The sequence below is a fragment of the Vibrio sp. 1978 genome (genome assembly GCF_033344345.1).
Genome location: NZ_JAWPOP010000014.1, coordinates 127,116 through 144,520, shown reverse-complemented (window position 1 = coordinate 144,520; position 17,405 = coordinate 127,116). Strand labels below are relative to the sequence as shown.

General features: G+C 38.9%; 21 protein-coding genes. 17 read left to right on the top strand and 4 right to left on the bottom strand.

The genetic code is table 11. From position 1 onward, the window contains the following. Both R8N49_RS15210 and R8N49_RS15205 read left to right on the top strand, forming a co-directional pair. Positions 1-682, top strand: a 682-nt coding sequence (locus R8N49_RS15210; RefSeq protein WP_225468083.1) for a Tn3 family transposase, incomplete at its 5' end; no start/stop codon positions are given. A 127-nt stretch (positions 683-809) separates the two neighbouring features. Further along, positions 810-1,001, top strand: a complete 192-nt coding sequence (locus R8N49_RS15205; protein WP_225455764.1) for a hypothetical protein — start codon at positions 810-812, stop codon at positions 999-1,001. Between the two features lie 894 nt (positions 1,002-1,895). Here R8N49_RS15205 and R8N49_RS15200 read toward each other — a convergent pair. Beyond that, complete coding sequence (locus tag R8N49_RS15200) at positions 1,896-2,258, bottom strand: hypothetical protein (RefSeq protein ID WP_025634091.1); 363 nt, start codon at positions 2,256-2,258, stop codon at positions 1,896-1,898. Positions 2,259-2,344: 86 nt separating this feature from the next. Then, positions 2,345-2,638, bottom strand: coding sequence for a hypothetical protein (locus tag R8N49_RS15195; protein WP_025634094.1), 294 nt, complete (start codon positions 2,636-2,638; stop codon positions 2,345-2,347). 744 nt (positions 2,639-3,382) lie between these two features. Here R8N49_RS15195 and R8N49_RS15190 point away from each other — a divergent pair. The 7 genes from R8N49_RS15190 to R8N49_RS15160 all read left to right on the top strand — a co-directional run bounded on the left by R8N49_RS15190 (position 3,383) and on the right by R8N49_RS15160 (position 9,089). Further along, positions 3,383-3,931 (top strand): hypothetical protein, encoded by a 549-nt coding sequence (locus R8N49_RS15190; RefSeq protein ID WP_025634097.1) that lies wholly within the window; start codon positions 3,383-3,385, stop codon positions 3,929-3,931. An 11-nt stretch (positions 3,932-3,942) separates the two neighbouring features. Next, a complete protein-coding gene (locus tag R8N49_RS15185; protein ID WP_025634098.1) occupies positions 3,943-4,281 on the top strand; it encodes a hypothetical protein in 339 nt (112 codons plus the stop codon). Positions 4,282-4,292: 11 nt separating this feature from the next. Beyond that, positions 4,293-5,630 carry a hypothetical protein gene (locus R8N49_RS15180; RefSeq protein WP_025634099.1) on the top strand — a complete coding sequence of 446 codons (1,338 nt, stop codon included), beginning with the start codon at positions 4,293-4,295 and terminating at the stop codon, positions 5,628-5,630. A 105-nt stretch (positions 5,631-5,735) separates the two neighbouring features. Beyond that, positions 5,736-6,053 (top strand): hypothetical protein, encoded by a 318-nt coding sequence (locus R8N49_RS15175; RefSeq protein ID WP_025634101.1) that lies wholly within the window; start codon positions 5,736-5,738, stop codon positions 6,051-6,053. Positions 6,054-6,313: 260 nt separating this feature from the next. After that, complete coding sequence (locus R8N49_RS15170; protein ID WP_042776360.1) at positions 6,314-6,961, top strand: hypothetical protein; 648 nt, start codon at positions 6,314-6,316, stop codon at positions 6,959-6,961. 245 nt (positions 6,962-7,206) lie between these two features. After that, a complete protein-coding gene (locus R8N49_RS15165) occupies positions 7,207-7,623 on the top strand; it encodes a hypothetical protein (protein WP_025634104.1) in 417 nt (138 codons plus the stop codon). Positions 7,624-7,931: 308 nt separating this feature from the next. Beyond that, positions 7,932-9,089, top strand: a complete 1,158-nt coding sequence (locus R8N49_RS15160; protein WP_025634105.1) for a tyrosine-type recombinase/integrase — start codon at positions 7,932-7,934, stop codon at positions 9,087-9,089. Here the strand turns inward: R8N49_RS15160 and R8N49_RS15155 are convergent. Continuing rightward, complete coding sequence (locus R8N49_RS15155) at positions 9,086-9,808, bottom strand: hypothetical protein (RefSeq protein WP_025634107.1); 723 nt, start codon at positions 9,806-9,808, stop codon at positions 9,086-9,088. The genes R8N49_RS15160 and R8N49_RS15155 overlap by 4 nt on opposite strands. Positions 9,809-9,986: 178 nt before the next feature. Here R8N49_RS15155 and R8N49_RS15150 point away from each other — a divergent pair, with 178 nt between their 5' ends. Together R8N49_RS15150 and R8N49_RS15145 are read left to right on the top strand one after the other, a co-directional pair. Next, positions 9,987-10,349 carry a hypothetical protein gene (locus tag R8N49_RS15150; RefSeq protein ID WP_025634109.1) on the top strand — a complete coding sequence of 121 codons (363 nt, stop codon included), beginning with the start codon at positions 9,987-9,989 and terminating at the stop codon, positions 10,347-10,349. A 3-nt stretch (positions 10,350-10,352) separates the two neighbouring features. Beyond that, positions 10,353-10,790, top strand: coding sequence for a hypothetical protein (locus R8N49_RS15145; RefSeq protein WP_025634110.1), 438 nt, complete (start codon positions 10,353-10,355; stop codon positions 10,788-10,790). Here R8N49_RS15145 and R8N49_RS15140 read toward each other — a convergent pair. Further along, positions 10,787-11,278 (bottom strand): hypothetical protein, encoded by a 492-nt coding sequence (locus tag R8N49_RS15140; RefSeq protein ID WP_025634112.1) that lies wholly within the window; start codon positions 11,276-11,278, stop codon positions 10,787-10,789. The genes R8N49_RS15145 and R8N49_RS15140 overlap by 4 nt on opposite strands. Before the next feature lie 314 nt (positions 11,279-11,592). Here R8N49_RS15140 and R8N49_RS15135 point away from each other — a divergent pair, with 314 nt between their 5' ends. The 6 genes from R8N49_RS15135 (at position 11,593) to R8N49_RS15110 (ending at position 17,396) form a co-directional block, all read left to right on the top strand. Then, positions 11,593-12,147, top strand: a complete 555-nt coding sequence (locus R8N49_RS15135) for a J domain-containing protein (RefSeq protein WP_025634113.1) — start codon at positions 11,593-11,595, stop codon at positions 12,145-12,147. Continuing rightward, positions 12,134-12,658 (top strand): hypothetical protein, encoded by a 525-nt coding sequence (locus R8N49_RS15130; RefSeq protein ID WP_077202328.1) that lies wholly within the window; start codon positions 12,134-12,136, stop codon positions 12,656-12,658. The genes R8N49_RS15135 and R8N49_RS15130 overlap by 14 nt, the downstream gene beginning before the upstream one ends. Further along, positions 12,655-13,584: a type IV secretory system conjugative DNA transfer family protein gene (locus tag R8N49_RS15125; protein WP_025634116.1), complete on the top strand. Its 930-nt coding sequence runs from the start codon at positions 12,655-12,657 to the stop codon at positions 13,582-13,584. The genes R8N49_RS15130 and R8N49_RS15125 overlap by 4 nt, the downstream gene beginning before the upstream one ends. A gap of 8 nt (positions 13,585-13,592) precedes the next feature. Continuing rightward, positions 13,593-14,735 (top strand): ATPase, T2SS/T4P/T4SS family, encoded by a 1,143-nt coding sequence (locus tag R8N49_RS15120; RefSeq protein WP_025634117.1) that lies wholly within the window; start codon positions 13,593-13,595, stop codon positions 14,733-14,735. A 376-nt stretch (positions 14,736-15,111) separates the two neighbouring features. Beyond that, complete coding sequence (locus R8N49_RS15115) at positions 15,112-15,759, top strand: hypothetical protein (RefSeq protein WP_025634121.1); 648 nt, start codon at positions 15,112-15,114, stop codon at positions 15,757-15,759. Further along, positions 15,759-17,396, top strand: coding sequence for a hypothetical protein (locus tag R8N49_RS15110; protein ID WP_025634122.1), 1,638 nt, complete (start codon positions 15,759-15,761; stop codon positions 17,394-17,396). Before R8N49_RS15115 ends, R8N49_RS15110 begins: the two co-directional genes overlap by 1 nt. Positions 17,397-17,405 lie beyond the last annotated feature (9 nt).

Genomic DNA, 17,405 nt, shown 5'->3' with positions numbered 1-17,405 from the left:
CGCCTTACTGGATCTATGCGGTTACAGTTTTGCACCGCGATACGCGCAGTTCAGTAGTGTCATCAATGATCTGTTTGATGTGACTGAAAGTGAACAAGGCAGCACCATACTGGCGCTAAAGAAGCCTATCAGAACGAATGTTATTACAACGGGATGGCAAGATATCAGGCGTATTGTTCTGTCACTTCAGACAAAGCGGACGACACAAGCAATGCTGGTAAGAAAGTTGTCTGGTTACCCTTCTGGACACCCAATATTACAGGCTCTGACGGAGTATAATCGACTGGTTAAAGCGCAATATTTACTTGACTACATCGACGATGCCAGTTTGCGGCAGTATGTGCAACGTGCCCTGAACCGGGGAGAAGCATGGCACTTCCTTAGACGAGCCATTGCGTCGGTGAATGGTGATCAGTTCCGTGGCAAAAACGAGTCTGAAATCGCTATCTGGAATGAATGCGCAAGATTGCTTGCCAATGCGCTCATCTACTTCAACTCCGCGATACTGAGTCATCTTCTGGGACACTTTGAAGCGACAGGTGATGAAGAAAAAGCGGCTATCACTCGTGCTGTTTCGCCCGTTGCATGGCAAAATATCAACTTAAGCGGGACGTATAACTTCACCAATACCGGAAAATTGCCTGATATTAGTGAAATTACGAAGCCAATCGTGGATGATTAAGCTTGGAAACGAAAGTAACCCACAGCTGGAGGCTATATAATACAAAGCCTGTAGCATTCTATGTTACTTTAGAGGGGAAAATCCCTAGAACCCCTTCTTGGCTCATAGTTATTTCCAAGCTAAAGCTATGGATTTTATGAACGCGTCTGGGCGTAATAAGATGATTACAGGGTTGGAAAAATCAATAGAGTTGTTCAATGAGGTTGAGGACATCCTAAACCCAATCACAATGACTGTCGCAGCAAAGTATGGGTTAACCGAGGAAGTTATTGCAAATATTCAAAAACAGGCTCTGGAAGATGCGAAAACCGACCTTTAACAAACGACTATGGCGTCAATAACTAATTTTTAGCTATGTTCTAATCCTACATGATGCATCTCTTAGCATATCACAACCATCTTGCGAACACATGCAATAATAGCAAGCGTTTAAGGTTTCAAGATGCTTTTTCTAATCTGACAAAAACGTTTTAATACACAGCTCTAAAACATTTTTGTCCAGATACGTGTTCCAGCGGATGGTCAGACAACCAGTATGATACTTTTATAGTCAATTGTTGTGAGATTGAAACATGGTAGTACCAATTGGTATGAATCTTTATTTATGTCAGCGTGACATTTAGAACGGTACTGACAGGCTTACTTGAACATTTAGTATGAAACTTTATTTCTCTCCCAAATCTACGGGGACTTCAAACCATAAATATACACGGTATCCACCACCTAAACTACACCACAAGCCGCTGTTACGACACCAATAACCTTAACTACCTCACTCGCTTTAACTCGAATTAAGCGAGCTTCGCTCGCAAAGAATCAAGCTCCCTTTCGCGTCTTCGACGCTAACGAATAAGGGCTTCGCCCTAAATATTTCTACTCCTTGGTGGCTTCGCCACTGCTAAGACCCCCTGGAAAAAAGTTTGGCGTAGCCAAACATAGATATGGATAGATAAAGATAGAAATAAATCGATATGAATAGTATTTACCAATCTAAGAAGCGGCGAAGCCGCTGGTTCTCCCAGGGGGGAGAATGCTCAAGAGGCGGCGAAGCCGACCTTATAGTTACAGCACGTGCGGATGGAGCGAAGCGGTGGGGGAGAGGCACCAATGAGTACCTTAAAGTGTGGTGGATACCGTGTATAGTTGACTAATTTTTGTTCGATAGTGGTTCAAATGAGGTCCGATTTAGACCTCAATATTTGAAAACGAAGTATTAAGTTAAAGCTGATAATGGCCAAGCAAATGTACTCAATGAGTTGTCTGACTCTTTGATTTTCTCCACAAGGTCATCCGCTCCGACTTCAATACCACATTCATACAGTCCATAAACCTCTTTTACAAAGAAAGGTTCGTCCGAACTAGTGTCCTTTACCATTTTTCGATTAAGGCATTCATTAATAAATGTTCTAGAGACATGTAAGTTCTCAGGATGTTGCCTGTTCCAGGTATCGATCGTATGCATTCTGGAATCTTTGATATGAGCGAGGTGCTGACTAATTTGTCCTCCAATTATCGACACTATGACAGTAATCGAAAACAATATTACTTTTAGACTAAGACGGATCGCAGATTTCATGCAGTATTCCTATTATAGAGGGGGATTTATTCTGATTTGGTGCTTAACGAGGTTGTTTGTGAAAGCTCTATCAAGTTGTAGTTAGGTCATGACATAAAAGGAACACCAGCCTTTTCTAGGTCTTGCCATGTAAGGGGGGCGTTCTTCACTGTACGGGGTGTTTCAAAGTGAACATTTTCGGCTTCTGAAATAAACATTCCTCTATCAGGATTTAAAAGATCCATGATTAAAGTGCCATCGGGATGGACAATAAACTCCAATTGATATCCCTCCGGTACATTTGGCCATTTATAATCCTCAGGAATGATGCCTTTAAGCCTTTGCGAGACAATGGAGACTGTCAAAACTTCATCTTTATCAATTTTTATCATATCAATCATACTCTTCGTTAATATTTGTACCAAAGCTCATATGGAAACTAAGTTGATCAAATTATCAACTAGCTCAGCATGAGGTTTTCCTAACATACGTATTAAAATATATGGTAACATTAGTATTGTTTTTTATACGCGAATGACATCTATTATTCAATGTTTAGTCTAGACTGCCTAAGAATGGTTGAGGAAAAGCTAATGTTTAGAACAAAGTATTTACTGATAGCACTATCTTGTACTGCTTTGATTTGCCTGATTTTCTTTAATAGCGGAGCATACAAAGACAATTTCGAGGTGGTGGCCAAGGTATGTGGTCTACTATCACTAGCTAGCTGGCTAGAACGTACAAAGCAGATATAACAGATAGTCGTCATGTGGCCAAAACCTATACATCCATATCTACTTAAAAAGCATGCGTACAGGTGTGCTCTAGATCCATATCGACACACGTTGATGACACTCCAGAACTATGACGACCTGATAAACCTAGATCTGCAGGTGCTTGATACTCTCTATCAACTAGAACATTTGATAGTCAGTCATTTAGAAAAAATGACAAACCATCATATTAACTCAATTACTAGTGGTAAGTACCTTTTCGGCTTGAAACTAATAGAGGCGGCTATACACAGACTTCCAGTACCGACATTCGAAAATATTGAACTGACATCGCGATCAGATAACGGCGTAAGACAAATCCTCGCGATAAAAGTGTTGTAACTGAGAATATTTGAACTAGGAGACTCAAGATTGGAAAGCGCAGTAACTAAAACAAGATGTACTGCTAAGCGCAATACATCAACGAACATCGAAAGGGCATGCTCTGCTAGTTTAGAAGAATTACTTTCAACCTATAAATTAATTGAAAGTATGGGAAGGTATGATCCTCTCTGGATCTCTTTCGAAAGAAACAGAATTGAACAAATTTGCAAAGTTAAAGAATGGACTAGGGTTGGTTTAAAAGAGCTCAATTGTATTTTGTCTTTGAAAGATATGATTAAGCTCGCCAAGAAAGAACCTAACCTAACACCACTACTTGACAGGTTATCAGGGTGTTATCGCGTTAGAAGTACCAATACTTACATGGTAAGTACCTCAAGCGAACTCGATTTGTTGAAGATTGAATTTACAGCAGCAGCACGATTTACTGTCGCAAGTTGGATGTACATTGCATTTTCTACCCATTTTGAGGACGGAGTTGAGCTAGGTTGGTCAACCATTGATGCAATATTCGAATCTCAATCACTCCCTTCAACACATCCAGACACATGGACAATGGACAATTTCTTATACATCTAGGAGGTAATAATATGATGCATTACAAAGACTCTGTATTTTCACCAGAATGGGGGCAGTTCACCAGAAGAATAGTTATATTGGCATTTTCTCTAACAATTGTAGGTTTAGCTGCATGGCGATTCTCTCAATTAGAGTCTTTTAATCTGCTTTATATAGTAATTCTTCTTCTTGGTATCCTTATCCAGGGGCTATACCCAATTTATGCTGAACGCAAAGAATTGAGACGCAAGCTTTACAGAAGACACTTGAGTACACTTAATATTGATATTCTCGAGAAGTATTTAAATCAAGCTGAAAGCGATATAGAACGAGATTTGATAGAAGACACCATTTCAACAATACGTTATTGATTGGTGATTGAATGGATATCAAATTCGACACTACTGAAATCTATCACGAGAATCGACACCAAAACCTTATGCGTATAGTCAACCAAGACTACAACCGTAAGATTCAGAACTTATGTAGACATTTAGATATGCCTCACTTGGCCAGTTATCTCAGCCACAGATCCAAGCCTCAGAAGAACATCAGTCACAGACTAGCTAGAAACATAGAAACAAAGCTCGGTATGCCTATTGGACAACTTGATGAGGCCATTTCTACCATAAATGTAGACCCAACAATTGATGATAACCTCCCAATTGACAAGCTTGCCAGATCTAGGAATTTAGAGATCCTATTGACCCTTATAGGGAATGGCAATATTAGCAAATTGAACTCAGAGCTAGGTTGTCATTTGAACAATCATTTAGGGCCCAATAAATCCCGTATGCTAGGAAAAAAGTTAGCAACCAGAATTGAAACTAAACTAGGGCTACGCCCTGGCACCATGAGCGTGAAATGTACTTTCAATGATTTTCTACCATATTTAAACAGGGACCAATTGACTAGGCATATCGAGTCTAAACAAGAAGAGTATGATGAACGAATGTCAAAACGTAGAATAATAATTGAACAAAGGAATGATATCGTGAGCCAGATGTTGAAGAAGATAGCCAGCTTTCTGGAAGGCAGTGGTACACATGAAATATTAGAGGATTCTGATATTAGAAAGGTGTATATCCCTGTGCCAAACCACAAAAATGAACTCCCAATATTAGTTAGCTGCGAAACTAAGCCATCAAACAGATTCTTAATTTTATGCTCTAAAGGTATGACAGAGCGACACGATAAACTCACAAACATGATTTTAAGCGATAGGGATAAGTTTGAAACAGATGTCGGTGAAATGGACCATTATCCAAAAATCGCTGTAATAAACGCCTATGACCGAGAGTTGGCGATGCCATCGTTGAATAACCCAGAAATTACATTAATTATTAAAAAGGCTTTGTATCAGCTCAGTAATTTGACAGACGACTATTTGCTAGCAAAGTTTAAGTTAAAAACGGTATATAACGAACTAGTAACCGCACAACTCCAATACGTAAAGTCATTCAGTTCTGTGCAAATCATTAAAACAAAGGAGCTGTTACATCGAGGTTTTTCAATACCCAATATTAAGTTGCGTGGAACAAGGGAACTTAGCCACTCTTTACTAGTACCAGTTAGCAATAGCAAAGATACCTTAAGAGAAGTACGGGAGTTTGCAAAAGGAAGTGGTACTGACTTCGTATTGCCCATCTGTATAAATAATGGCAATGTGGTGTCAGACCAATTTGTGCCTACCAAGACCTGGCTGGCCAGCCACATATAGATACAAGCTTGATCATAACCATATAAAAACAAAAGATAATTGATACATACTTGGTAACATCTTAGTATGTGTCAATATGGTTTTTTTTTACGCAAAGTAGGAAGTATGTTGTTCTTTCTTGAAAAATTGGGGATCAAGGCAGCGATGCACTGTCGGCTCGTGAATGGTAATCAAGAGCATTTATTATGGGGACTGGATTGGAACTCGAAAAGAGCACTACTTGAGTCAAAAAATCGCTGGTTTTGGCTACCTTTACAAAATGTAGAAATATCGAATGTTACAAACATAGTCGATAAACTTTCGGAGTTTTACGCTTCACATGATGAAAAGATATTAGGTGTAAATTGGCTTGAAGGCACACTATTGATATCTAAAGATACTCACTTGGATTGGGTTACCGAAGAAGATCTCGAGCTTCCTTAAATCATAACCTAACTGTTTAAAGAAGGATTAATTTATGGCCACTGTTGCAGCATTACCTTTCCCTCAACTACCTGAGTTTTTTTCATTTTTCGCAACAAACCCCTACGGAATAGTAATTAGTTTACTATTAGGATTGATCATTAGTGGCGTTGTGTTGAGAGGACTAGTTGATCTGTTTAGAGGTCAACAAAAGTAATAGCTCAATTTTGTTTAGTTTTTAGATAATACAATTTAAGACTTATAACCTGATGAGAAGCGGCATGTTAGAAAGAACAATGGAAAGAGAGCTCATCTTTCATGGTACACGAGCTAAGGAGTTTGATAAATTTGAGTTAGGCATGCTAGGTACAGGCGAAGGCTGTAATGATGCTAATGGATTTTACTTCGTTTCTAATCTGAAAGGAGCATGCTATCACGCTGACTATAAAGCGAGGCAGGTAGGTAAACCTACCGTATATGTGTGCGCAATAAAGGAACAAGCTAAAGTAGTAACTATTGGTAAATCCATTTCTATGCACCCCAAATATCTACAGCAACATTGGGATAAATTACCAGTGTGGATATCAACTAAGAGGGGTAAAGAATGGTACTCAGAACTTGCAAAACCACCTGAAAATCGAATACACAATGACCTAATTGATTTGAATGAACGGAAACGTTGTCATATTTTGCGTGAAAACGGTATCGATATCTTAAAGGATTTTGAGAGTGGACAATTTGTAGACGGTGGGTATCATGGCCGTTCTCATTTAGTGTTAAATCCAGACTCTATTGATATAATTGAGACTTTAAATGTAGAAGAAATATATGATGAAATATCTGGGAGACCCAAATTTTACCACCTCCGTAAAGAGCCTTGTATATTTGGTAAATCAAATATTTTAAGCCGACTTTGCGAGTATGACTGAGTATATTTTGACCCGTTTAAATCTTTCAGATATTAAGTTTAACATAGACATTGTTCTAGCATACCCAGGTTAAATATCAAATTGAAAGGGCTGGTGGGTGTTTTATAACCAGCCTTTTTGATGAACAAATAATATTTAAAACTAGATATAACTAGTCATGAAATACAATTATTGTATTTCATGCATTGAATATTCCAAAACAATCCCCACCTTAATACTAATACTAACAATAAAACGGATATAATATGTTCGACTCACTTAAAAGCACCTTTCCCTGGTCTATTATAGCTATCGTTGCTGTATCTGGCTCTGGAGTCGTCGGTGCAAAACTATACAAAGAATATCTCAAAACTACCGGGCCAGCAGTTGTTCAAGGCATTTCCGACAACGAAGCGTACAAAGACTTTGTTGACTGCCTGACGGTGGTAGATTTAGAGCGTTCTAGCTTAATGGAAAAATGCGACAGTTTCTATTTAGAATACCTACCAGCTAAAACAGATCCGAGTTACAAGAAGAAGATCATAGAAGTTCAACAGCTAAAGCCAGAGTGGATTGAACAAACCTACCAGAAATTAACTTGGTTACGATCTGACTATGGACTTCCTGATTATCCACCACTGGAAGACTTATCCAATGGTCAATTGACTTCAGTAAGCAACTGATTTCAAACCTAACAGCACAAGGCAACTTTAAATGTTGCCTTTTTTTTATCTATATTCAAGTAATATTCCCTTACGCAGTCTAGCAGACTATGTAGAACCATGGGTTATTATGTGGGTTTTACTTTAGTAGCTCGCTTTGTTTTCGTTAAGCTAATCTTCGAATAATTCATATAAACTCAACAAACAAATAACACTGTATAAATAGACATGATTATAAAGTGTAGTATAATTTGAGTTATATTACACTTTTTGGCCGTTAAGGTTAGCGTTACAGGTGACAGCGTAACACTTTATTTTTGGAGGTGAACGTGGAGATTACTAAGCAAAATTTACCAATTCCTGCATCCGGATTAGAAAAGATTAAGGCATTAGAACTAGGCAATAACAAAGAAAAAGAAAATCTTTCACGATTTAAAATCCCTTTGCCTGAACTTGACGGTGCAATTGATCCTGATCACCCAAACCTAAAGACAATACTAGATAACATGGCCATATTCGAGGCTACACGTGGTGGTTTTTCGAAGGCAACACAAAAAAACATGTTTTCCGCTGTTCGCTCTTGGATAAGATTTACTGAGTATATTGAATTAGCCTACGCATTTCCTATACATCCAAGAATGTTTTACTACTGGATACTACACCTAAAAAATGAACAGAAAGTGTCTTATGCGACTCTAATGAGCCGAAAGAACCTCATAGCCATATTTTTGAATCAACTAGGATTCGCCAACGTAACTGAAGACAAGCTTATAAAAGACTTTTTCAGGGGTGTAAAAAAGGATATGGCAGAATCTGATTTATCAAAGGTAGAGCAAAAAGTTGCTTCACCATTCAGAGCAAGCGATTTGAACAGACAGATCGAAATAGTTGGGACACTTGAACAAGCTGGGCCAAAGCTTTTCAAAGACCTAGCATACATGACCATTGCATACTCTACTGCTCTTCGAGAAGAAGAGATCTTTACTTTAAAACGTAAAAACGTCATCATTTCTGGTGACACTGTCACTATAGTGAGGACAAAATCTAAGACATCTGCAGCGCCACCCAAAAAGTCTATCATTGGCAGGTATGCAGGGATCGTGAAGAAATATATTGAACTTGTAGAAAAAGGAGTTGAGCTTTACAACCATGTAACCCCTTCAAGTCCAGTCGAAGATCAGGAATATTATATTTTTGGTTGGATTCTGAAAAATGGACAGCTTAAGGACCCATTAAAACCTATGAATGGTGTATCCGTACTTAGATTGTTCCGTAAAGCATATGAACGACAAAGTGTATTTAAAGGTCGTTGTTGGTCAGGGCATTCGGGACGTTGTGGAGCGGTAGTTGATGGGCATGTCGTTCATAAGATGAATGCAGTCGACCTTATGTCTATTGGTGATTGGACAAATATGGGTACTGTTAAAAGATATCTGAGAGCTACCGGTCACCTAGAAGCTTCAAATATCGAACTACAAAAACACTAAATCAAAGCTATCTGACGCAGAATTCGTTCTTGGTCCAAATCTGGAAACGCAGTAGCGAAGTAGTGTTTAGTAGCCACTTCTAATTGGGCCATAAACTTTATCTTTTGGGCGATGTTTCCTGTAAGGCTTATTGTTTTACCGGAGATGATTGTGCTTACATAAATCGAGCTCTCTTTAAATCCTATAGACAATGGCCCAGTTTGTTGTTGGTGAAACTTTAACTTGAAATCAAGGCATTTAAGGTTTTGAAGAAATAGGGAATAAGCTTGAATAAGTTCAGTGTGAGAAAAGGCAACTGAGATTTTGTTGTTCCAATCACTTGAGCGACCGTTATGTTCTGGGCAAATGTCTACAACAATTGAAATTAGGTTGTTAGCTATGTTTCCTAATCGAATCACCGCTGCACAATTTAATGACTTGTTATAGAGATTAATTTGACTATTTGGGTGGAAGTAAGCGTTTGATTTTGTGGCAGAAGGTTGCACTGATTGTGACTTGCCGCCAACTTCAGATAGACGAACGTCCTGCTTTTGTTGATTAAAGGCGTTCAAACAGACATCATTGCTTGGCAAAGTTGTACTTTGTGGGCTTAGGTGTTTATCGTGTACATTAACAATTCGATCTGAGGTTTTTTCTGATACTACATCCTGATGATTCAGATCATCTGTTATGTCAGAAAACTCGTTGTCTGGTTGAAATTCCCATGAATTTACACTCATATCGCCCCCAAAGTAGTACGTTAGTTGTCAAAAAAATGGCAAATACCCTTGTTTATGTATATCTTATATTGATACATAAGCAAGATTTATAAAGACTGGACTGGTTCCTGGTGAAGCAAAGAGGAGTTACCTTTGCCATCAATAGAACCGATGGGCACAAGCTTAAAACAAAAAATATATGAACCCAATCTCTCTAAAGACATTACCAAATTTTACAAGCTATGTGCTTTCTATTTCAGAGTACTTGCTCTTAAATGTTCTTGAAAACGACAAGAAAATCATAAAGAAAATTCAAAGCGGTGATGAGCTACCTCTACCTGAAATTAAAAACTCTTTAGATCAACGATTTGAAGATCTAAAGTTAGAAATATTTGACTATGAAATCCTTAAGTCAATCGCTATGAATTATCCTCATGACCACTACGCTGAAAAAATCGTGTCTTGTAACTATGACTATCATATGACAATGACCTGGTTCAAGAAGGCTATTCTTCAGTCATCTGTTAGACCACTTGCCTTTGCACAGCTTGAGTTAGGCTAAAAAATGGATTTAGAAAAACTCAAAGTGTCAGTTGAAAAGTTCTCAAGTCAGAACTTTCAAAAACAACAAGATATTCTCCAACTACAAAATAGAATGATCGGCACCATTCTACAAATCAGACTAAGTGCAATACCACCAGCTCGAAGAAGTGAATTCGATAATACCAGTTTTACAAATTTGCCAAGTTTGCTAACAAAATGGCAAGTTAATCCAAATGCTGTACAAGATATCAATTTCTTTCTGAATGAATTTGAGACAAAGTTTGGCAGGAGATTTGACCATATTAGCTTGAAGAGTGTTGAGAAAGCTAATGTACTTGAACCTAGTCAACAAACAATAAATCAGAGGCTAGAATCTTGTATAACTGGACCAGTAAATGAAAAGGACGCCATTGGTATCAAACAACAGCGTCCTGATAATGACTTCGACTTTTCTCGCTAGTAGAGCCCTTCCATAAATGCCTCATCATCAAGACATGCTCTTTCAATTTCCAAGAACTCTTCCATTTTACGTAAGTAATAGGACTGCTCTTCGAAAGTGATTTCATCAAACAAAAATTGATATCCGCTCATAGGTGTAGATGAAACTATTTTAGAGAGAAAGTGCTTTGACTGTTTAGTAAAGCCAGGAGAAACAATAAGCGCCGAAACATTGTTGGCTCTAATTGTTAGAAGTTGAGTTTGGCTAATAATTTCATGTTCTGCGTCTAGCCAACCTCGAGCTACCTTTAACTTTTTCTCTAAAAGCCTAGCGCTACGGTCTGAAACATAGCTTTCTTTTGAATTAAGCCTAACGTCACGATGATTAATACCTAACCGTGAAACTAATTCAAGATTAGCCTCACGATTGATTAAATATGCCGCACCACCTTCATTCTGTTTTGTAGCGAATATGTCGGAGAACAGTTCGCTGTAATGATTCTTATCCATAAATACTTTCTTATTTTTGAGAATAGACGCAAATAATCATGTGACTTGTATCTAAACATTAACTGCCGTTATGTCTAATTTTTACCCATGAAGAGTGAAACTTAAATAAATTTTCATCATTTGTTGCATATGTGTGAGCTATATCCCTATTTGTAGGTCGCATTACGCAAATATTTCTACAATTTGTTGAGTAATTAGTCTATTGAACCGATATCACTTCTGAGACTAGCAAATTGAAACTAACATTTGACTCAATAATAAGCCTATGCTAGCAGCTTTTGCTATTGTATTTTAGACAAAAATGGCATAGATTTATGCTATTATTTGCTATTAGACATCTTATTGTGTTCGAACTAATTAAAGAAAAAATATTGGGTTTGGCTTCCATACTCATCACTTCTTTCGCTGCTACATATTATTTGTCCGCGAGTTATACATTCGGTGTTTTCACGAGTGCCTTATTTGGCATCGCATATTTGTACTTTATGCAACGGCAACAACAACAATCGGTTAGAAGAAAGGAAGCACAAGCGAAGATACGTGGGTTTGGTTATACAAACTCAATTTCCTCTCAGATGGAAAGACCCTCTAATGCGAGTAGATCTCAAAGTTCTCCGACTCTGAATGAACAAAACCCATTTAACTTCTCTGAAGAAGAAGTTCAGGCTTTCAAATTATTAGGGCTACCTATTACGTCCCTCAATATTTCTGAAATCAAGAAAGCCTTCCATCAAAAAGTTAGGTATTACCACCCAGACATTAACCAAAACATCAGTACGGATGAATCAATCATCACTGTTTCAAATCTGAATACAGCTAAAACACTTTGCATCAATGCAACGAAGAGGAAACAAAATGAACGTCTTTAAGCTTTCTAGCATAGCATTCGCTTCTACTCTACTTCTTGGGTGCGCAACTAATGAAGTCAAAGATTTAAGGCACTTAGAAAAGAGCCCTGAAGAAAGGGCTTTTGGCGATCTTGAGCCATATGCAGTTGAAATGCTTGACGAGCTCCGATTGTTAGCAAAAACGAGAAGTGCACATGCACAAGCACTTAAAGGCCCTGAGCAGAGAAGGCAGGAGCGCATGCTCTCTACAATGCTGTTACCTGGTTTTGAAAAGGTTGTTGACTGGAATTGTGATTGTGAAGTCGAAACTGCCGTAAAAGGTATTGCTGAGACAGTAGGTTATGGTTCTGATCGAGTATTTACTTATGGCCAAAAACCACCTGGTGGCGTGTTTGTAAGTATTAAACTGAAGGATCAACCAATAAACGACGCAATAAAGATTATTGACTCTGAAAAGGGTGCCCAGGTAGACATCATGGTCGATAACCGACTTAAGACGATTGTCGTTAAATACTTGGAGACAAAAGCGTGAGAACCAATACTGCTATTTGTTTAATTGCTAGTCTATTTTTCAGTGTTACCACTTTGGCAGATGAATCTAAGCGCACCTATTACAGCTTAAGTGAACTAAAAGATGTAAAGGTTAGACAACAACTAGTAAGCGATGGTGAAGAGGCACTCAGAATTGAGTCGATCCGCGAAAGAGCTGAAGAAGTTGGCAGTGCGAATGGTTATATAGCTACGATGGAGCGCTTAACAGATGTAGTGGATAGCAAGTCTCACCTCTTTGACCGCTTGCTACCTTTCGAGCATCTCATTAACGCTTCTGCAAATCTAAGTTCAGGTGAAGCCAAGTACCTTCGTCCAGGTATGGTAGACAAAGTAGAAGCTCATGCCGCGATAACGCGAGACACAAAAGCTACGATTATCAGGACCGATAATCTTGTCTATCGATTGAGAGAACAACCTAAGCCTGTGTTGAGGAAACCGCATTGGTCTGACTATCTCTACGACAAAAATTCACTTACTCCGACCACATTAATTGACGAACTTTTACCTAGAAATTCAGAAGAATTGGAGATCTTCAACTCAGCTCTTGATGAGGGATGGGCCATGGGCTCAGAACAAGCAATTGCTGAGATGAGAACTCGTGTAATTAATGCTTTTATTGACGCAACAGCCATGATCCGTTACGTGAATTTAGTTGAGTCCGGATATATAGAAAAGCCAGATATGATTATTGAAAATGTAGGAATTACGGTACAAGGAGACCAATTAGGTTTAGGCACTCAGTTCATATCTTTGAGTGGTGAGGCAGTTTGGCAGACAAACTCTGATCTCTATTCTTCACCAGTAATAAAAGACCCTAGGGGCTCTGTACGTAGGGATGCTGTTTCTAAAGTAGAAACTGAAGGCCTTACTCACGACCAAATTAAATCCATTCTCGTTGAAGAGTGACACCTACCATGAATGATATTCCATTAATACCTGTTTCAAGCGAAATGACACAAGTAGATATCGAAACTGTCATATGGAAAGCAATTGAGTACGGTGCTTCAGACATTTTAATAGACTGTAACTATCGAATCAGAATCGATGTAAACGGGCAAATCAGGGAAATCACTGATAAACAAATGCAACCTAACGCATGCCGTAATATTCTTGAATATATGCTCGGCACCAAAAAATCGCTGATTAACAATGTTAATGCAGCTACTCCTACGTTTTTTGCATTCGTTACCAAAAACCCCAATGATCAATCTCAGATTAGGAGTTTCCGCATTGCAGCTATTACCTCAAGGTCACTTGAATATGGAAAGACCTATAAGATGGTTGGTAGGTTGAACCCTAAAACACCAAAGGACGCAGAATCTTTGGGTATAGAGCCGGAGCTAGTCAATCTTGTAAAGCATAACCGTAAAGGTATTCTTATGTTTGTGGGAGGGGTAGGCACAGGCAAAACAACTACTATGGCCGGAATTGTAACTTCAGTGCTAAAAACTCCCAGCCTTGGTAAGCATATCTTAGTTTTTGAGGACCCACCTGAAATTAATTATGAGGGAGTAAAGATTGCTCCTGGTAACAGTATTTCAGTTCATGAAGTAGGTTCAGTTGAAACAGACTCCGATGTTCAAAGTTTTAATCAAGGCCTTGAAGCTGCTCTTCGTCTTCGTCCAGATATCATCGTTCAGGGCGAAATACGAAGTAAAGAATCAATCGAAAACGCATTTAACGCTTCTAACACTGGCAACTTCTTGATGGCTACAATACATGCAAACTCTTGCGAGACAGCGATGAGCCGCATCTACAATATGATAGATGGAGAGAATAAGCTGGCTGTATTAGCTGGTTTTATTAGTCAACTCTCTGGCATTGTCGCTCAGATACTAGTTAGAACTCTCGACGGTGAAAGGATTGCTGTTAGAGAAACCCTATATCTAACTGAAGAAATCAGAGAAGAAATGCTGAAGTGTAAATCTGACACAGAGATATCTGTAGTAGTAAGAAGGCACCTAAAGGAACAAGAGCTTACCTTTTCTCAACAAATCGCAAACCTATATCACAACAGTGAAATTGGGCCAGAATATCTCCTTATGGAATCAGAATAATGGAATATAAACCGAAGCTGGATAGAAAAGCGGTACAAAATGCGATGAAAAGACCACTTTTCCTACTTATGGACGGGTCTACTATCGTCCCGGTTTTGACATTGCCAATAATGTTCAGCTGGAACTACCTTAAAGCCATGTGTGTTTTCTATGTATTAATGTCTTTAATCTCTCTTACCAAAAGGACACCATTAGAGTTTTTTATACACCTCCTGTCAAAATACAACCAAGGCAACAACTTGCCATATCGAAAAAACGAAATTTGGAAGCCAGATAACCGATAAGAAATTGTTCTTATTCGTAGGTTACCTTACAGCTTCGTTTGTTGTTTGTTATCCGAAAATGACGTATATTTATCAAAATAATAGGGGTTACTATGATGAAATTAAGATTAATTTTACCTTTACTCGTGATGAGTAGCGCGCAAGCGGGGGTTGTATTTACTGAATACGAGTCAGATACCGCTTATGGTTTAAACGACATCCAATCTAAAGTCGGTTACCAAAATAAATTACCTGCTCACGAAATACTGAATGCTTTAGCACCAGCTGGTTGGCGGGTAAATATTGGACCAGGCATCTCTTCCCACCAATTAGCCTGGGTACCTTCACCTAATTGGCGCAGTGCTGTTGCTAAGATACAGGAACTAAATTCCGGTATTTATATTGTTCTAAATGAACAAGAACGAGTGTTGGCTGCATCCAAAAATCGTGAACACCTTACGTACCTTCAGACACGAACACCAAAACTCTGGACATTAGACCCTAAACTGTCACTCAAAGAGAACTTTGAGGTTTGGAATACAAAGTCCAATATCGACATTATTTGGGGCTCTAAATACGACTTCCCTGTTAAATCACGTTCGGTATTGATTGGTGACCTAACAGGAAGAGACGGAGTCTTAGATAGAGTGCTTAAGGAGACGTTAAAAACAAAAGAACCACTGTGGATTAGTTACAGCCCTGAAATTGGTGCTGCTCATATCCTAAAAGGCGGTTCTACTGAAAAAGGGACTTACCAGTAATGAACAACACATTGAAACTTAAAGCTCTCACACTAACCATTATCGCGCTTGTCAGTGGTTGTAGTACTCCTGGTAAAGATGCCAATAGAGTTGCGACAGCACAGGCAGACGCTGCCACTGAGACGATTCAAAAACACAGACTTAAACCCGGTATAGATCAGAGCGTCTACAGCGAAGACAATAATTACGTTATTCTTGGGGAACCTTTCAAGTTAAAAGAAAGGCAAGACCTTCCAGAGATTTTTCTTACCCCGAGTAAATTCATGTCATATCGCTCTAAACCCCTTAGCGACACGATTGACTATTTGAACAATAAGTATGCCTCGTATGGGGTTTACATTAGCTTTACTAGCGACGCTATCAAGTATCTTAACCAAGACTCTGGAAGTTCCAAAGCAAGCGGTGGTACAAGTGATTCTACTGGTGATGATTTAGACGTTTCGGCACTTTATACAGATACGAACAAAGGGTCACTATTAGATGGCGCAAAAGTGTCTATTTCCCTGAACTTTGAAAAGCACGTTGCTTTAAAGCAAGTGTTGGATGCTATCGCAGCAAAAACCAACCTATGGTGGAAATACCAATCTGATGGTCGTGTATCCTTTTACCGACAAGAAACTAGACACTTTCGGATCGACCAATATGCTGGTAGTACAACTTTAAAATCAAGTATCAATTCGTCTACTAGCGGTGGTCAGCAAGGCGAGGGGACAAGCTCTCAAACTTCGAGTTCTCACTCATATTCATTTGACCGTGACCTAGGGAAACCAATGGACCAACTCCTCAAGGGGATTAAATCCATTGCTTCTGAAGATGCAAAAGTAGAAGTGTTACCTGCACTAAGTATGGTTGCTGTAACTGACACACCTCGAAAGCTGCGAATTGTTGAGAACTTTATTGATGAGTCAAATTCTACTGCTGGAAAGATGATCAGGCTCGATATAGAGCTATGGGAACTGATCACTACAGACGAATCAAATTACGGCATTGAGCAATCTATTAAATACGCTAAGAATGACTTCGAACTTAAAATCGATGGAGTTCCAGTTGGTGATGCAGCTAAGTTAGGTGGTTTAGGGCTGAGTATCGGTGATGGTAGCTTCAAAGGCACTGAAATGGCATTGAAGGCTCTTCAGGGGACTAAATCTCTTTCGCTTAAAAAGTCAATTACGACAACTGTACCAAACAATGATGTTATTCCAGTCCAGTTCGTAAATGAAAAGAAATATGCGGATAAAATCGACCAAAGTGTATCTGGTGATGTTGTAACACAATCTGCAAGCACAGATACAACAACAAACGGTATTGTTTTCTTAGCTTCACCACGTGTTAACTCAGATGGAACAATTGCTGTCCGTATCGTAACTGATGTAAGTACCTTAAATGCAATTGACCCACTAGAAGTTGGTAATACACAACTTCAACTAACAGACAGAACTGTTACTGCCATGGTTAGCGCTAGAAATATCCGTTCAGGCGAAACAATGGTTATGACTGGGTTCGAGCAAGTGATTGACAATGGCCAAAACCAGTCAGTTCTAGGCGATTTGCTATGGATGTTTGGTGGCAATGACTCTAATGCTAAAACACGCTCAGTGATGCTAGTAATTATCACGCCTCATATCGAAAAAGTTTAACCCAATTAG

What these genes read in the sequence shown, in the direction of transcription:
- R8N49_RS15170 (WP_042776360.1), top strand. Translation starts at nt 6,314, where the DNA reads ATGTTAGAAAGAACAATGGAAAGAGAGCTCATCTTTCATGGTACACGA.
- R8N49_RS15165 (WP_025634104.1), top strand. Translation starts at nt 7,207, where the DNA reads ATGTTCGACTCACTTAAAAGCACCTTTCCCTGGTCTATTATAGCTATC.
- R8N49_RS15115 (WP_025634121.1), top strand. Translation starts at nt 15,112, where the DNA reads ATGATGAAATTAAGATTAATTTTACCTTTACTCGTGATGAGTAGCGCG.
- R8N49_RS15185 (WP_025634098.1), top strand. Translation starts at nt 3,943, where the DNA reads ATGATGCATTACAAAGACTCTGTATTTTCACCAGAATGGGGGCAGTTC.
- R8N49_RS15145 (WP_025634110.1), top strand. Translation starts at nt 10,353, where the DNA reads ATGGATTTAGAAAAACTCAAAGTGTCAGTTGAAAAGTTCTCAAGTCAG.
- R8N49_RS15110 (WP_025634122.1), top strand. Translation starts at nt 15,759, where the DNA reads ATGAACAACACATTGAAACTTAAAGCTCTCACACTAACCATTATCGCG.
- R8N49_RS15175 (WP_025634101.1), top strand. Translation starts at nt 5,736, where the DNA reads ATGTTGTTCTTTCTTGAAAAATTGGGGATCAAGGCAGCGATGCACTGT.
- R8N49_RS15120 (WP_025634117.1), top strand. Translation starts at nt 13,593, where the DNA reads ATGAATGATATTCCATTAATACCTGTTTCAAGCGAAATGACACAAGTA.
- R8N49_RS15135 (WP_025634113.1), top strand. Translation starts at nt 11,593, where the DNA reads ATGCTATTATTTGCTATTAGACATCTTATTGTGTTCGAACTAATTAAA.
- R8N49_RS15130 (WP_077202328.1), top strand. Translation starts at nt 12,134, where the DNA reads ATGAACGTCTTTAAGCTTTCTAGCATAGCATTCGCTTCTACTCTACTT.
- R8N49_RS15200 (WP_025634091.1), bottom strand. Translation starts at nt 2,258, where the DNA reads ATGAAATCTGCGATCCGTCTTAGTCTAAAAGTAATATTGTTTTCGATT.
- R8N49_RS15150 (WP_025634109.1), top strand. Translation starts at nt 9,987, where the DNA reads ATGAACCCAATCTCTCTAAAGACATTACCAAATTTTACAAGCTATGTG.
- R8N49_RS15140 (WP_025634112.1), bottom strand. Translation starts at nt 11,278, where the DNA reads ATGGATAAGAATCATTACAGCGAACTGTTCTCCGACATATTCGCTACA.
- R8N49_RS15155 (WP_025634107.1), bottom strand. Translation starts at nt 9,808, where the DNA reads ATGAGTGTAAATTCATGGGAATTTCAACCAGACAACGAGTTTTCTGAC.
- R8N49_RS15205 (WP_225455764.1), top strand. Translation starts at nt 810, where the DNA reads ATGGATTTTATGAACGCGTCTGGGCGTAATAAGATGATTACAGGGTTG.
- R8N49_RS15195 (WP_025634094.1), bottom strand. Translation starts at nt 2,638, where the DNA reads ATGATTGATATGATAAAAATTGATAAAGATGAAGTTTTGACAGTCTCC.
- R8N49_RS15180 (WP_025634099.1), top strand. Translation starts at nt 4,293, where the DNA reads ATGGATATCAAATTCGACACTACTGAAATCTATCACGAGAATCGACAC.